This is a genomic window from Parachlamydia acanthamoebae, assembly GCF_000875975.1.
GTDB classification, from domain to species: Bacteria; Chlamydiota; Chlamydiia; order Chlamydiales; family Parachlamydiaceae; genus Parachlamydia; species Parachlamydia acanthamoebae.
On the sequence record NZ_BAWW01000008.1, the window covers coordinates 125,417 to 139,114 of the forward strand.

The 13,698-nt window shown below is 39.6% G+C and carries 15 protein-coding genes; 7 read left to right on the forward strand and 8 right to left on the reverse strand.

Annotated features, from left to right (window positions below; genetic code table 11):
- Positions 1-99: 99 nt before the first annotated feature.
- Entirely contained in the window at positions 100-1,326 is a 1,227-nt protein-coding gene (locus AOM43_RS04560; protein WP_059359239.1) for a multidrug effflux MFS transporter, read from the reverse strand.
- Between the two features lie 104 nt (positions 1,327-1,430).
- Between AOM43_RS04560 and AOM43_RS04565 the strand changes: the two genes are divergently transcribed.
- The 3 genes from AOM43_RS04565 to AOM43_RS04575 all read left to right on the forward strand — a co-directional run bounded on the left by AOM43_RS04565 (position 1,431) and on the right by AOM43_RS04575 (position 3,911).
- A complete protein-coding gene (locus AOM43_RS04565; protein WP_059359241.1) occupies positions 1,431-2,336 on the forward strand; it encodes a LysR family transcriptional regulator in 906 nt (301 codons plus the stop codon).
- Positions 2,337-2,427: 91 nt separating this feature from the next.
- Complete coding sequence (locus AOM43_RS04570; RefSeq protein WP_013925188.1) at positions 2,428-3,495, forward strand: hypothetical protein; 1,068 nt, start codon at positions 2,428-2,430, stop codon at positions 3,493-3,495.
- Positions 3,492-3,911, forward strand: a complete 420-nt coding sequence (locus AOM43_RS04575; RefSeq protein WP_006341255.1) for an iron dependent repressor, metal binding and dimerization domain protein — start codon at positions 3,492-3,494, stop codon at positions 3,909-3,911. Before AOM43_RS04570 ends, AOM43_RS04575 begins: the two co-directional genes overlap by 4 nt.
- Positions 3,912-3,945: 34 nt before the next feature.
- On the opposite strand, the gene AOM43_RS04580 is transcribed toward AOM43_RS04575, so the two are convergent.
- The 5 genes from AOM43_RS04580 to tsaD all read right to left on the reverse strand — a co-directional run bounded on the left by AOM43_RS04580 (position 3,946) and on the right by tsaD (position 9,484).
- The gene (locus AOM43_RS04580; RefSeq protein ID WP_006341256.1) at positions 3,946-5,007 is read right to left on the reverse strand and encodes a thioredoxin domain-containing protein; all 1,062 of its coding nucleotides are present in this window, start codon (positions 5,005-5,007) and stop codon (positions 3,946-3,948) included.
- A 101-nt stretch (positions 5,008-5,108) separates the two neighbouring features.
- Positions 5,109-5,816: an ABC transporter ATP-binding protein gene (locus AOM43_RS04585; RefSeq protein ID WP_006341257.1), complete on the reverse strand. Its 708-nt coding sequence runs from the start codon at positions 5,814-5,816 to the stop codon at positions 5,109-5,111.
- Positions 5,817-5,828: 12 nt separating this feature from the next.
- Entirely contained in the window at positions 5,829-7,988 is a 2,160-nt protein-coding gene (locus AOM43_RS04590; protein WP_059359243.1) for an ABC transporter permease, read from the reverse strand.
- Between the two features lie 85 nt (positions 7,989-8,073).
- Entirely contained in the window at positions 8,074-8,229 is a 156-nt protein-coding gene (rpmG, locus tag AOM43_RS04595) for a 50S ribosomal protein L33 (protein ID WP_006341259.1), read from the reverse strand.
- Positions 8,230-8,455: 226 nt separating this feature from the next.
- Positions 8,456-9,484, reverse strand: coding sequence for a tRNA (adenosine(37)-N6)-threonylcarbamoyltransferase complex transferase subunit TsaD (gene tsaD, locus AOM43_RS04600; RefSeq protein WP_059359246.1), 1,029 nt, complete (start codon positions 9,482-9,484; stop codon positions 8,456-8,458).
- Positions 9,485-9,540: 56 nt separating this feature from the next.
- Between tsaD and AOM43_RS04605 the strand changes: the two genes are divergently transcribed.
- The 4 genes from AOM43_RS04605 to truA are packed head-to-tail and all read left to right on the forward strand — an operon-like array spanning position 9,541 to position 12,045.
- Positions 9,541-10,056: a hypothetical protein gene (locus AOM43_RS04605; RefSeq protein ID WP_059359248.1), complete on the forward strand. Its 516-nt coding sequence runs from the start codon at positions 9,541-9,543 to the stop codon at positions 10,054-10,056.
- A 12-nt stretch (positions 10,057-10,068) separates the two neighbouring features.
- Positions 10,069-10,671: a MarC family protein gene (locus AOM43_RS04610; RefSeq protein WP_006341262.1), complete on the forward strand. Its 603-nt coding sequence runs from the start codon at positions 10,069-10,071 to the stop codon at positions 10,669-10,671.
- A gap of 7 nt (positions 10,672-10,678) precedes the next feature.
- The gene (locus AOM43_RS04615) at positions 10,679-11,284 is read left to right on the forward strand and encodes a MarC family protein (protein WP_006341263.1); all 606 of its coding nucleotides are present in this window, start codon (positions 10,679-10,681) and stop codon (positions 11,282-11,284) included.
- Positions 11,281-12,045, forward strand: coding sequence for a tRNA pseudouridine(38-40) synthase TruA (truA, locus tag AOM43_RS04620; protein ID WP_059359250.1), 765 nt, complete (start codon positions 11,281-11,283; stop codon positions 12,043-12,045). The genes AOM43_RS04615 and truA overlap by 4 nt, the downstream gene beginning before the upstream one ends.
- Here truA and AOM43_RS04625 read toward each other — a convergent pair.
- Positions 12,013-13,248: a DUF368 domain-containing protein gene (locus tag AOM43_RS04625; protein WP_059359252.1), complete on the reverse strand. Its 1,236-nt coding sequence runs from the start codon at positions 13,246-13,248 to the stop codon at positions 12,013-12,015. The two genes, truA and AOM43_RS04625, sit on opposite strands and share 33 nt — an antisense overlap.
- Entirely contained in the window at positions 13,248-13,652 is a 405-nt protein-coding gene (locus AOM43_RS04630) for a helix-turn-helix domain-containing protein (protein ID WP_006341266.1), read from the reverse strand. Before AOM43_RS04630 ends, AOM43_RS04625 begins: the two co-directional genes overlap by 1 nt.
- Positions 13,653-13,698 lie beyond the last annotated feature (46 nt).

Consider the following 13,698-nt stretch of genomic DNA (forward strand, 5'->3'; position numbering starts at 1 on the left):
TAATTTATTAACTTTTTATTATAAACAAGTTAATTTCTTAAAATATTCTCTTGAAAAATATTTTGACGTGGAATTTTTTTCTTTTTTACCATTTTTTTCCTAGGCATTTTTTACCTGAACATCTTTTTGACTGGCTTTTACCATTTTATAGCCACAAAATAAAAGTAGACTCATTACTATAAAATAGCATGGCAAAGGATAAGGAGTCCCCGTGTGAATTAGCCCCATAATAGCTGTTAAAGCAGCAATTACAAAATAATAAAATAGGCCAAGCAAAGAGCCTGCAATTCCTCGGGCCTCTTGATAATCCACCAAGGCCAAACTCAAACTATTTGAAATAACTAATCCGATTCCAAAAAAGAGAAAAAGGAGTGGCAAAATTAATGCCATAAAAGCAGTTCCTCCCCATTTAGTCGCAATCAAACCTAACATCGCGTTGAATGCTAACGAACAGGACCCAACAAAAACGATCGCACATCCTAAAAAAATAATGCGCTCGCCTTGCCACTGTTTATTTAAATGATGTGAAACGAAGGAAGCGAGAAAAAATGGAGTCGCCACAGCAATTCCCATTAGCCCATATTGCCCAGGAGTCAGCTTTAATAAATCAATAAATAGAAAAGGAGCTTCAGCATAATAGCTAAATAAAATTCCATTGCTACCTCCAATTAACAGAACATAGCCCCAAATTTTGCAGTCGTTTACCATTTTTTTGGCAACCAAAGTCATCACGCTCCAACCTTGCACCCGGCAATGCATGGGACGTGTTTCTGGCAAAGCTTTCCACGCATAGAGCAAAATGCAAATGCCAAGGACCAATAATGCATAAAAATTCGCATTCCACCCAAATAGCTGATCGATATATCCACCCAAAAATGGTCCAATCGCAGGAGATATAGCCAAAGGTGCACCTAACGCAGAAAACAGCTGATTGCGCTCTTTCCCTTCATATGTATCACGTATCATCGTTTGTGTGACAACAGATCCAACACTTGAACCAAGCGCTTGGATCCAGCGAAACGCTAATAAATAATAGATAGAGGGTGCAAGGCTACAAAGCAAAGTTCCAATTAAATACACTCCCAATCCACATAATATGGAAGTGCGACGACCAAGAAAGTCAGCAAGGATTCCCCATAAAAAAACGCCCATCGCAAATCCTATAAAAAAAACGCTAAGCGTCAATTCAACCAAATGCTCGGTTGTTTGGAGGGAATGCGCGATATCTGGCAATGAAGGGGTATAAATGGTTTCGCTAATTTGCGGAAATCCGAGTAGGAGTGTCAGCAATAAAAATGAAGGGACCTTTTTTCTAACTTCTAGCATGAGCTTCTCCTTATAAAGAAACCATTATAATTTATTCACTTTAAAGTATCAATTTACGTAAAAGTTAATTTTTATTAACTTTAAATTAATAAAGGAGCTCAAATATGAGTAAATTCGATCAAATTTTGTATTTTATGGCGATTGTAGAAGCAAACAGCTTTGCTAAAGCCGCAAAGAAATTGAGCATTTCAACGGCAGCTGTCAGTAAACAAATGCATCTTCTCGAAAAACATTTAGGAGTAGAGCTCATTCACCGCACAACTCGCCGATTGGAATTATCTGAATCGGGAAAATTATACTTTGAGCATTGCAAAAAGATTGTGCATGAAATGGAGGAAGCTGAAAGATTGATTTCAAATGTACGAGCTGAACCAAGAGGAAATTTATTTGTCGTAAGCGGCAGACATTTTGCCCAGCACTATATTCTACCTTTCTTATGCGAATTCGTTCAGGCTTATCCGCACGTTTGCCTGAATTTAGAACTGGCAGAGAGAATTCCTGATCTTTATCAAGAGAAAATCGATCTTGTGATTGGATATTCCATCCCAGGCCCAGAATTAGCTGTTCAACGAAAAATTGCCACTACCACTTATGTGCTATGTGCCTCACCCAATTATCTACACAAATACGGAACCCCTCTAAAGCCAGCAGACCTAACTAACCACATTTACATTACGCATAGCATGCGCAAACCGGATGACAAGCTATCATTCAATGATGGGAGTGAAATTCACCTGAATCCGATGCTAAAATTAAATGATTCTAATGCTCTTGCTCAATGCGCAATTGCGGGATTAGGGATCATTAAAATTCACCATTATATTGTTGCAGAAGCACTTGAAAAAGGGTCTCTCGTAGAAATTTTAGCTAGCTACAAGGAGCCTAAGACTCCCATTTATCTCTATTATCAGGAAAGTCGCCATTTACAACCTAAAATTCGATACTTCATTGACTTTGTTTTAAGCCACATCTCAACACAGCATAAAGTTGGCTCTACCCCAGTTATTTAAAATGCGAAAAGGATTTTTTTTGAAAACAATTGTAGCATAGGCTACATATTAATGTAGCAATAGCTACATTTTCAAAATTAAGGAGTTTCCCATGTTAAATTCACTTTCAAGTGCGATTGAAAATGAGACCGATCGCCTTCTTCTCTTTCGCTTAGGTCGCTCACTCAAAAGGATTACAGAAAAAAAAGGCTATACGGCAGGATGCTTTGGAGCAACGGCTTTAATTGCGGTCAAAATCACCGCCCTTGCAATTTCTTTTTTTTGCATGCAAGGGGTTGTCTTTTCTTTGATGGACACCCATGAAGAAAAAAATATAAGGCCTTTAGGAGATGTGGGAGGATGGCAAGCAATCGTTTTATTTTCAGGAGCTGTCGTAGGAAAGCTATCGATACAATTTATCCGAGAAGGAGAATACATGCGGCTAAAATCCATTTGTCAAAAATGGATGCAAGATAATCGAATCAGTATTCATGACAACCCAAAACTCTATCAAACTTTAAATGACATGCTAACAGCTTATCAAACACAATGCCTTTTTTCAAAATTGCTTGTCTCAAGACGTTTAACTGCCTTAAAGATTTGCCAAACGGGAGAGGATGTAGAAAATGCCGAAATCGATGAGGATGAGGAAGATGTCTATCGATTGGATAAACGGCTACAAGAAACCTTAAAAAAAATCAAAGCTAAAATCCAAGATAAAACCACTTTTCAAGCCTATTTGAGCCGCTTATACGACGGACAAAAATCAATTAAAAGAGAAGGAGGATATTTAAGACAAATCACCTCACTGATAATGGGGATTGCTCTCCCCGTTATCCTTCTCGCAAATGCAAGCTTATGTGTTGTAGGCGAATTTGGACTGGGAAAAATTCTATACATTGATCAAGAAGATCGTACGGATGTCGGCCACTTTGGAGAATGGCCTTTTAACGGAATTGAATTAGTAAGTGCAGCCTTTTTTCTGCATGCATGGGCGATGATCAATGAGGGCGATTTTGCCAGAATAAGAAAAATCTACGCACGTCATTTAAAAAACTTGCAAGATAACCCTGATCTCCATAATCGTTTATGCAAACTTGCTAATGAAGAGTTGTTGCAGCTAACGGGAGGCTGCTACTTTTTTAAATCCCCATTGCGCTACCAATTTAGAGAATTATGAAAAAAAAAATTCATCGGGCCGTACCTTTTATTGCCACTCGAAATCACCATCTTTTAGAAGTTGCGGAGGATTATGTGGAGATTGTGCAAGACTTAATCACGGCAAAAGGCGAGGCCAGAGTCTGCGACATTGCTGAATATTTGGGGGTTTCCCATGTAACGGTTATTCGCGCTGTCGAACGCCTAAAGAAAAAGGGTTATTTAACTTCTCAGCAACACCAACCAGTAACCCTAACTGCTGAAGGTGAAAAGCTCGCTGCTTTCTGTAAAAAGCGACACAAATTCCTTTTAGTCTATTTAATGGCTTTGGGTGTTCCCGAAGATATCGCTGCTATTGATGTGGAAGGAATGGAGCATCACATTAGCCAAGTAACGATGGAGGCTTTTCAAAAGCATTTAGAATTTTTACAAAAATAAACGCATACACCACAAGGATGTATGCGTTTTCAATTTATTTCGACAAAAGATTAATCGAGTTCAAAACATTCTCTTTTGTAATCTCACCACCCGATAACTTCTTTCCTTTTTTCGCTTCGGAATTGACCACCACGAGTGTTGGTGTTTTATTAACACTAAACTGTTTTTCAAGCTTCTTAAAATATTTATTTCCTACATCAACATCGGCATAATTCAACTCAACAAATTTTTGCCCTAGTTTACGCATCTCTGTTTCGATCTGCTCTTGAGAAGGCGTCCCTGTTTCTTGGGAAATATTCTCTAACATTTTACGCAATTTGAAGTATGCAGGCTTATTATGAACCATGAAAGACATGTTGTATGGAGTAAAATTCATGGTTTCTGGGTGCACGGCAAGATCAATAAAATAAATCTTCGCCTTTTCCCCTGCTGCTTGAACAATGCCTTCTAAACGAGGCTCGATATGCCGACATGCGGGACATACCCAGTCTGTGAAAATATAAACGTCCACTTGACTGTCCTGATTTCCAAATGCCAGATTATCTTTTAAAGATTTCTCTGCTGCTTGCAAGGGGTTAAATTTAGATGTACCAAAAAAAGCTAGCGCAAACCCAATGCAAAAAATGGCACAGGTAGAAGCTCCTTTCCATATGTTTTTCATAATCTCTCCTCGATCGCCTAATTTAAGTATTTTACGAAAATGAATGCCGTATTCAACTGCGAGTGCCAATGCAGCTATGCCTATGGATGCTGCGATTCCCAAACAAACTGGACACCAGACCCCAATTTGATACTTTTGCATCAAGATAAAATAAAGTTCAGCTCCTAATCCCCCAACGAGTAAAAGAGCTGTTAAAAAGGTCAGTTTAGAATTGCGCCAAGAAAGAAAGTGCACAATCCCCGTTCCTACAAAAAAAATGCCCCCAAGAACCTCAAAAGGAAATCCAAATAACCGGTATTTATGTCCTTCCGAGCATTCAACGGAGCAAAGCTTTAACCAAGAAACAATTGTTAAAATCATTCCCGAGGCAAGCGCGAGGGAGACAATCAAAAAGCTTAGACTAAAAGCGCGTCTAGCTAAAGAAGATTCGGGCATCTTACCTCTCTAAAGCTAAATAAATGATAATCAGGTTAATCAAAATATAACTAACCTTTTTCCGCATCTTGTTTTAGATTTTTTTTTTAGTCAAGCGATGTTTAAAGTGTCATGGATGGAATTGCTACAAGATAGCCATTTTGCAACATATATTGCTTGTCGCATAAATTAGCCAAAGAATGATCATGTGTGACAACAATAAGAGCCTTACCTCTCTCTTTTGCGAACTCTAAAAGCAGATCATGGATAACGACTGACGTTTGCTTATCCAGATTACCCGAAGGCTCATCTGCTAAGATGATATCGGGATTATTACAGAGTGCTCGCGCAATCGCAACGCGCTGCTTTTCCCCACCGGATAATCGTTTTGTATCAAAATGCAAACGATGCGAAAGCCCAACATAATCTAAAAGATCACAAGCATGTTGGTATGCCACACTTCCTTTTTTAACAGATTGCCTTCCAATTCGGGCAGGCATTAAAACATTATCGAGAACAGAGTAATCTTCTAAAAGATGAAAAGATTGAAAAATGAAAGCGAGATGCCGATTTCGCATAAACGTTTGATTGGCAGACGTCACTTCCTGATCTAAAATTTCAATGGAACCCGAACAAGGCTTTTCAAGTGTGCCTAATATTTGGAGAAGAGTGCTTTTGCCTTCTCCAGAGCGGCCCATGATGGCAACGGATTCCCCTTGCATAACTTGGAAGTCAACACCCCGCAAAATCGGGACTTTAACAGGTGTATAAAAAGACTTCACTAATTTTGTCGCTCGTAATACGACACTCGATAAAAGAGGTTGATTCATGTTGCCTTCTCTTTATTCTGATCGTAAAATGGCTGATGGTCGAAGCATAGAAGCTTTCACTGCTGGAACAATCCCTGCAAGCAATGAAATCACAATAGTTGTCACAAAGACAAAAAAGAGTGCTTCAAGACTCATCTCATTAGGGAGAGAACGTCCAAAAAATGCGGGATTAAATGCTTGATAACCCTGAACCTGACTGATGAGATCTACTAACACTTGTATATTGCTCAAAGTAATCCAAGCAATTGTCACTCCAATCAAACTTCCTGCTAGCCCCATGACAACGCCACAAAATCCAAAAATCATGGCGATACTCAAAGAGGATGCTCCCATTGATCGCAAAATTCCAATTTCCATTTTCTTGTCATTTACCAGAATGATTAACATTGAAATGATATTTGAACAAGCCACAATGATAATCACGGTCGCAATCAAACTCCACAGAGTACGCTCGGTTCCGAGCTGCTGGATCAAATCGCGTGTAAATTCGTATTCGCGGAAAGTCTCCACTTTCCAATAGGGCGAAATGCCTGCTTGCGAAAACGCTTTTTCAATCGATTCCTTTACTTTAGGAGCTTCTTGAAGGCGATCAAAGTTCACATTTAAACCGTTACTTGATAACACTTCTGTTTGATTTTGTGAACTGCGAATGAGGCTTGTCATTTCTTGATTGATTAAAACAAATTTTCCCCCAATTGGGATAATGCCTGGATCATAAAAGCCCGCCACAAAAACGGGAGCTCTTTGCTCTTGTACAGAGCTCACAGTGGGTGATAAATAGGCCAAATACCCTGTATCGCCAATTAAGACACCCGCTTCTTTGAAAGTTTTGGGCAATAAAATGCCTTGGCCCCGCTTTTCATCAATAGGGAGTACGAGTTTTTGTTTTTTGTCTTCTGTCACCGCAAAAAGCCATAAAGGAAGATCTTTTGGTAACTGGGTATAAACCGTTGAGAAGTCAGCTTCGTTAATCGCTAGATTTTGGAAGGGCACTTCCCCTTTCCAAGGCACATTCTGAAGCTTAAATTCGATCTGAAAACGGACATCGGAAACTTTGTGAGCATTTTCAAGCGATGCTGTCACAAGTTTTGCTGGAAAAGCGATATTTTCTTCTAACAAAACAGGAACTTTGGCTGATAGAAGAGTCTCAGACTGATCCTCAGGAAACTTTAAAAAGAAACGAACTCGCCCTTGATTGCTTTCTACGCGCAATGTAGCAGGAACAACCTTTCCCGGTCTACTCGCAAGAGAGGAGATCTCACGTTTTGGCTCGGAAACGATCCAAACAAATTTGGGTTTTTCCTGATTTTTTTCGACAAATACTGCAAATTCAGCCTTTGCAGGAAATAACGATGTAGGGATGACCCATCCTCCTGCCCGTGTTTTCAATTGACGAATGTTAACAGATTCAAAAAATGCTTGGATTCGCTTATGAATCGTTTTTGCATCTGCCATTAAAATATCTTCTGCATGCTCTTCTTGGGAGTTATCCAAAGCAAAATCACTTGCCGCTAAAACATTGGTGAGGTCTTTAGAATCAACGGGCAAGAGCGCTTGTAACAAATTCACTTGCTCGGCATCAAAAGAGCCCAGCCAGGTAGACTGAGACATGAAAGATTGAATGTGATCCGTTTCAGCAGCACGAGTCGTGTAAGAAGGTACTTGAGATGGATTTCGAATCAAACGTAGGTGTAAACTGCCCGCTGTCATTTCATAATCTTTGACACGCAAACCAGGAACATCTTTCATTTCTTCCAAGATAGCAAAAGCTTTTTTGACAGGATCTTTTAGCGTTCCATCTTCTAATCGATCCGCCGCTAACCATAGTGCAGGAATTTCCTCATCCTCATCTGGATTATAAGGATCAGACACAGCCGCTAGCCTTTTTTCTCCAATGGTTTTAGATGTGAAATCAGATTCTGCGCTAATACCATCAATTTGGTAATAGTAGGAACGATAATAATTTTCTGTCGGCGTGATTCGAATCGGTGCCGTTAAAGCCACAAGCTTTTGCGTCCAAATTTTCTCTAAGCCATGCGTAACGGATAAAAAAACGACGATCAGCCAAACGACAAGGGAAATCACAAGAATTGAGATTAGACTAATAATTGAAACCGATAGCTGTCGCCATCTTGGTAAAAGATATTTTAAAGCAACAGAAAGTTCAAACATAGGCCCGACTCAAGTGTGGTGATAATGCAGAAGAAAAGGGACTAGCAAGAGTGTTAAACACACTCTTGCTTCTTTCTGAGAAAACTTATTTTGTCTCTTTGAATTCGACGTGTTCTCTTACGATTGGATCATACTTCATCAATGTCAAACGATCTGGAGTTTTCGTTTTATTTTTGACTGTATAATAAAAGTAATGGCTTTTAGAACTTTTAAGTTTAATTTTTTCTCTTTTAGAGGCCATGAAATAGACTCCGGTATATTAAGTTTACAAAGTTGAAAAGTTAAATCTTAGCGAATCAGCGGAATAAAATTCAAGGATTAACTTCAAAGGGAAACGCATAGAGAGAAAATAAGTCATCATACCTTCATTTAATCAAGAAAACACTATCATCACACACGAACAATAATTGGTACTTAAATATTTAGGAGCTCATATGCAAACAAATGCCCCGGGTCCTAGGACCATTTCACCGAGAGTAAAAAGGGGTGCGGGTTTTAGCTTCCAAATCAAGCGAATCCCCCTTTCCTTTTTGCTGGTAAACATGATAACCAAGCCCTGCAATCATTGCGGCATTATCTAAGCTCAATTCATTTTTGGGCCAAACAAAATGAAATCCAGGTGCTTTTTGTTGAAATAGGGATCTTAAATGTTGGTTATGTGTGACTCCCCCACCAAGCACGATCGTTTGACAATTCTCTTGCTTAGCTGCTTGAAGAGCTTTGCCGATCACATCCATAAAAGCTGTTTCTTGAAAAGAAGCGCATAAATCATTTTTTTGCTGATCCGATAATACACGTTGCTCATCTCTTTCATTTTGCCCTTTAACAGCATATAAAGCTTGTGTCTTTAATCCACTGAACGAAAAATCTAAGACCCGCCCTTTCACGCGACCCGGTTTAAATGGATAAGCTAAAGGATTTCCTTGTTTAGCTAATTTCTCAATATAGGGACCACCAGGGTAAGGCAGGCCCAATATTTTAGCCGTTTTGTCAAAAGACTCGCCGATCGCATCGTCTATTGTCTGCCCAAGCAACGTATAATCACCAATGGCATTCATCTTAATTAAGGACGTGTGTCCACCGGAAAGGACAATGCCTAAGCAAGGAAATGTAGGAAAAGCAGGCTGAGACATTAAAGCGGCATAAAGGTGCGCTTCTACATGATTTACCCCAACAAAAGGTTTTTGCAAGGCAATCGAAAGAGATTTGGCAGCATTTATTCCGATTAGTAGAGCTCCAATCAAACCGGGAGCATGTGCCACGGCAATTAAGTCGATTTGTTCTAGCGATACTTGGGCATCTTGCAAAGCTTTATCTAAAGTTGGGAGTAATAAATCCACATGACGTCGACAAGCTAGTTCGGGAACAACGCCACCATATTCGTTATGTAAATCAATTTGCGAAGAAACCACATTCGCTAAGATTTCGGTTCCACTTCGAACAAGTGAGCAAGCTGTTTCGTCACATGTCGTTTCTATTCCAAGTACAAGTGTCATTATTATTTCCAAAAAAATTTTAGCTAGATTATACGAAAGATGGAGGATTCTGAACAATGGAAAAGATTTTTCGCTTTCGCCCTACTCAGCAACAAACACCGATGGACCGACTAAAAAAAATGGGTGCAAAACTCTGGAACGGGTTTTTAGTCACCGCGCATGCCGTTTATGATTCGGCGGCCTTTTCTTTAGTATTTATCGTAGCCGGAGTCGCACTAGCGATTTTTTACCCACCCCTTTCCCCTGCTTTTTTAGCCATGGGAGTTTCTCTTTTTACAACAACCCTTGTGGTAAAAATTTTAGATCGGTATCATTTTACCATTATTGAAGAGTTTAAAACTAAAGCATGTACTTTTCCAACTAAATATGCAAAACTTCATCTGATCACATTTGTATTCGCTATTGCAATCTCCTTTATTTCACCTGTGGTAGGCTGTCTTGCTGGAGGGTTAATTGGGATTGCGAGCGGACTCATTATTCAGATTGAGCATATAAAGCTACAGCGAAAAGTACATGCGGAAAATGTAAAGAATACAAAGTCCAGCTTTAAGGAAAATCTGGCCTTTGCTTAAAGGTTTCATTTCATGTCCGGTCAATCTATTTTTTCGATTGCGCTCACACTCTTTTTAGTGACCAATCCAGTGGGAAATGCCCCTGCAATTATTGCGCTTATTAAAGATTTTGATTTTTCACGTCAAAAAGCCATTATGTTGCGCGAGGCCACTTTTTCTCTTTTACTTGCACTCTTCTTTCAATATTTTGGAGAAGTTTTTTTAAACACACTGCACATTGATCGTTATACAGTTTCCCTTTGTGGAGGCACCTTACTCTTTTTGATTTCATTGAGTATGATTTTTCCCCTCCATCATGAAGAAACCGTAAAAGCCACCAAGCACGAACCCTTTTTTGTCCCAATCGCAACGCCTATCTTATCAGGTCCAGGCCTGCTAGCTATGATTATGCTGCTCTCTGCGCAGGTTTCAAGCAATTTTGCAATGTCGTTGGCTATTTTATTGGCTTGGGTTGGAGTTTTCTTTGTTCTTTTGATTGCCCCTTATTTAAACAGAGTTTTAGGGAAACGAGGATTGCTCGCTTTAGAACAGTTGATGGGACTCGTCCTCTCTATTATCTCAACAGACATGCTTGTAAAAGGTGTCGAGCAATTCATTTTATCAATTCGAGGTTAAGTTCTCCATGAATGATCTTTCGCTTTTTTCTATTACATTAGTTCTCTTTTTAATTATGGATCCTTTGGGCAATATTGGATCGTTTCGCGAAATGCTCAAACGAATTGATCCTAAGAAACAAAAAATCATCATCATGCGAGAAATGCTCATCGCATTATTCACGATGCTCGTATTTAATTTTTTGGGCGAAGTGATCTTTGAATATTTACAGGTCACAGAAACAACCGTACAGATCTCCTCTGGGATCATCCTTTTCTTAGCAGCTTTAAAAATTTTATTCCCATCCAAAGACAGTCCTCGCAGTAACCTTCCTCAGGAAGAGCCCTTTATCATTCCTTTGGCCATCCCTTTAGTCGCAGGTCCATCCCTTTTAGCCACAATTATGCTCTATGCCCATATGGAAACGAGTGTACCGCTTATGCTTGGCAGTATTTTTATTGCGTGGGGATTAGCTTCAATCATCCTTCTCTTTTCTAACCGGTTATACACAGTGCTTGGAAACAACGGATTAGTTGCTTTTGAAAAATTGATGGGAATGGTCCTTATTTTATTAGCCATTCAACGTTTTCTTGAAGGCGTTGAAAATTTTGTGAAAACATTGCCTCCTGCATGAAGAATATTCGCTTAATCATTTCCTACGACGGAGGACGTTTCCTTGGTTGGCAAAAGACCTCCATGGGTCCTAGCATTGAAGAAAACCTCGAAAATGTTCTCCATCAAATCCTCCAAGAACCCATTATTCTACAAGCTGCTAGCCGGACCGATGCTGGTGTACATGCACATGAACAAGTGGTGAATTTTTTTACGGAAAAACCCATTGATTTAAATAAAATTACCAATAGCTTAAATAGACTGCTCCCCAAAGATATTGTGGTGTTGGATGCGCAAATTGCACCTGATCATTTTCACCCAACATTAGACTGTTTATCCAAAGAATACCGTTATTATATTTCAACTGGACCAATCCAACCTCCTAATCATCGCTTTTATGCTTGGCACTGTCCGGGTCATTTAGACAAAGAATTGATCAAAAAAGCAGCAGAACAACTTGTTGGAACGCATGACTTTTCTGCTTTTTGCAATTTAAAACCAAGTGAAAGCTATACCCATCATGTGCGCGAAGTCTTAAACATTCAAATTCACGAAACCGATGCACACCATTTTTATTTCCAGGTTATGGGAAAATCTTTTTTATATAAAATGGTGCGCAACATTGTGGGCACTCTGATTTTTGTTGGAAAAGGCAAACTACGCTGTGAAGACATCCCGCTTCTTTTAAGCTGTCGAGATAGAGCGAAAATTGGCATGACAGCTCCTGCACATGGGTTAACACTCTATCGCTTAAACTATGCGAATGGACTGCTTAGATCTTAAATAAGATGCAAAGAACTCGAGCCCCAACACAAATCCAAATGTCGTAATAGATATGCCAAGACTGCTCCAAAATAAGGGAGAATCTAAACCAGGCATAAAAGGTTCACTAGGACTTAATTGAACACCTTTTTCCAAGTGTAAAGGCAAAAGAAAATATTGGTAATTCCAAAAAGGCCAAATGGTGCGGCTAGCGCCCAACATAGCACCCGTTAAAAAAGCAACGGCTCCTTGGTACCAGTTTTGCAAAAGCCAACTTAATAACCTGCAAAATAGAAGACCTCCCAGAACAATCCCCAAACCTAGATTTAATAGAACACAAAAGGCATCAGAATCGAAGCTAAATTGACGCAAAGCTTTGATAAAATCGGCCAATGCCGCGATCGCAGTCGGATAAACCCCCAAAACAGTCAATACATAACTACCCGAAATTCCAGGAAGCAGCATCGCACTAATAGCAAGCATCCCTGCACCTATTAATCCAAGATCAATCCACGTACGATACGAGATAATACGTAGATCTTTTAGCTGAAATGACTGTTCCAAATCCTGATCATAAATCCACGTTTCTTCATCGATAATTTTCTTAGCTGACATCGCCGAAAGCGTCTCTAAGCGAACTTGTGTTAATGCATGAGTGGATTGCACGTAATTTTGAATCGCCCTGTCATTAGCAACAAGCTGAATGGATTCTGGTAAACGTACCTCATATACCTTTTCTTTGGCTTGCGACTGAGGCAACGGCCCTGTTAACACACTTGCAAGACATAACCCTAGGCATAACATGGCAAGATGAATTCCTCGCCAATGCTTAATCTGCCTAAGACAAAAATAAGCGGAGGCTGCAATAAGCCCACAAAAGCCTGCATATAAAAAAGTGCGGTAACTTTCATGATTTAATATGAAATCGAAAATTTGCGCCAAAGAAGCCATCGCGATGATGATTCCCGCTAGCAAAGGAAGCAAAAAGCTCCAAGCAATTGTCTGAAAAAAAGCCTGGAATTTAAATTGAAGCAACAACCTAAAAGCCGATAAATTTAAGCTTTTAAGGCTGTCTAAAAGTTGAGAGTAGAATCCCATCAAAAAAGCGACAGTCCCTCCAGAAATGCCGGGAACAAGATCACATGCGCCCATACACATTCCTGAGAGTAAAACCTTCAGTCCTTTTCCCCACTTAAGTTTTTGAGGAACCGGTTCTGAAGACATCAAAGAACCTCAAGAATTTTTGCTAAATACCAAGCTCCCCCTAAAATGGCAATAAAGGCAACTACCCACATAGCATTTGGAAACCACTTAATACCCGCGCCAGGATTGCCTCGCATTTCCAAAGTTCCGATTCCATAAGAAAACTCTTGCGAAATCCCTTTGTTGAAAATGTGTGGAAATTCTTTGACAAGCTTATCTCCATCTACACCTAAAAACGAAGCGTATTGCTTGACAAAGCCCTGCGCATAAATAGGAGAGATCACTTTCTGTAACTCCCCTTCTTCGATTGAGAGTAAATGGCTCATTCGAATAGAAGTTGCGTTTTCAACTTCTTTAAGCGAAAGATTTAATTCTTTTCGTTTGTGTTTAAAAACTTCACCCAAACTTTTGGCATCTTCTTTCATATGATTTAATCAGGGAAACTGATTTCCCTCTCCTAGTTAAAATTAT

Excerpts from the sequence above, each read along its gene's own strand:
- truA (WP_059359250.1), top strand. The coding sequence starts at position 11,281 with ATGAAGAATATTCGCTTAATCATTTCCTACGACGGAGGACGTTTCCTT.
- AOM43_RS04625 (WP_059359252.1), bottom strand. The coding sequence starts at position 13,248 with ATGTCTTCAGAACCGGTTCCTCAAAAACTTAAGTGGGGAAAAGGACTG.
- AOM43_RS04575 (WP_006341255.1), top strand. The coding sequence starts at position 3,492 with ATGAAAAAAAAAATTCATCGGGCCGTACCTTTTATTGCCACTCGAAAT.
- AOM43_RS04570 (WP_013925188.1), top strand. The coding sequence starts at position 2,428 with ATGTTAAATTCACTTTCAAGTGCGATTGAAAATGAGACCGATCGCCTT.
- AOM43_RS04590 (WP_059359243.1), bottom strand. The coding sequence starts at position 7,988 with ATGTTTGAACTTTCTGTTGCTTTAAAATATCTTTTACCAAGATGGCGA.
- AOM43_RS04565 (WP_059359241.1), top strand. The coding sequence starts at position 1,431 with ATGAGTAAATTCGATCAAATTTTGTATTTTATGGCGATTGTAGAAGCA.
- AOM43_RS04615 (WP_006341263.1), top strand. The coding sequence starts at position 10,679 with ATGAATGATCTTTCGCTTTTTTCTATTACATTAGTTCTCTTTTTAATT.
- AOM43_RS04585 (WP_006341257.1), bottom strand. The coding sequence starts at position 5,816 with ATGAATCAACCTCTTTTATCGAGTGTCGTATTACGAGCGACAAAATTA.
- AOM43_RS04610 (WP_006341262.1), top strand. The coding sequence starts at position 10,069 with ATGTCCGGTCAATCTATTTTTTCGATTGCGCTCACACTCTTTTTAGTG.
- AOM43_RS04560 (WP_059359239.1), bottom strand. The coding sequence starts at position 1,326 with ATGCTAGAAGTTAGAAAAAAGGTCCCTTCATTTTTATTGCTGACACTC.
- AOM43_RS04580 (WP_006341256.1), bottom strand. The coding sequence starts at position 5,007 with ATGCCCGAATCTTCTTTAGCTAGACGCGCTTTTAGTCTAAGCTTTTTG.
- AOM43_RS04605 (WP_059359248.1), top strand. The coding sequence starts at position 9,541 with ATGGAAAAGATTTTTCGCTTTCGCCCTACTCAGCAACAAACACCGATG.
- AOM43_RS04630 (WP_006341266.1), bottom strand. The coding sequence starts at position 13,652 with ATGAAAGAAGATGCCAAAAGTTTGGGTGAAGTTTTTAAACACAAACGA.
- rpmG (WP_006341259.1), bottom strand. The coding sequence starts at position 8,229 with ATGGCCTCTAAAAGAGAAAAAATTAAACTTAAAAGTTCTAAAAGCCAT.
- tsaD (WP_059359246.1), bottom strand. The coding sequence starts at position 9,484 with ATGACACTTGTACTTGGAATAGAAACGACATGTGACGAAACAGCTTGC.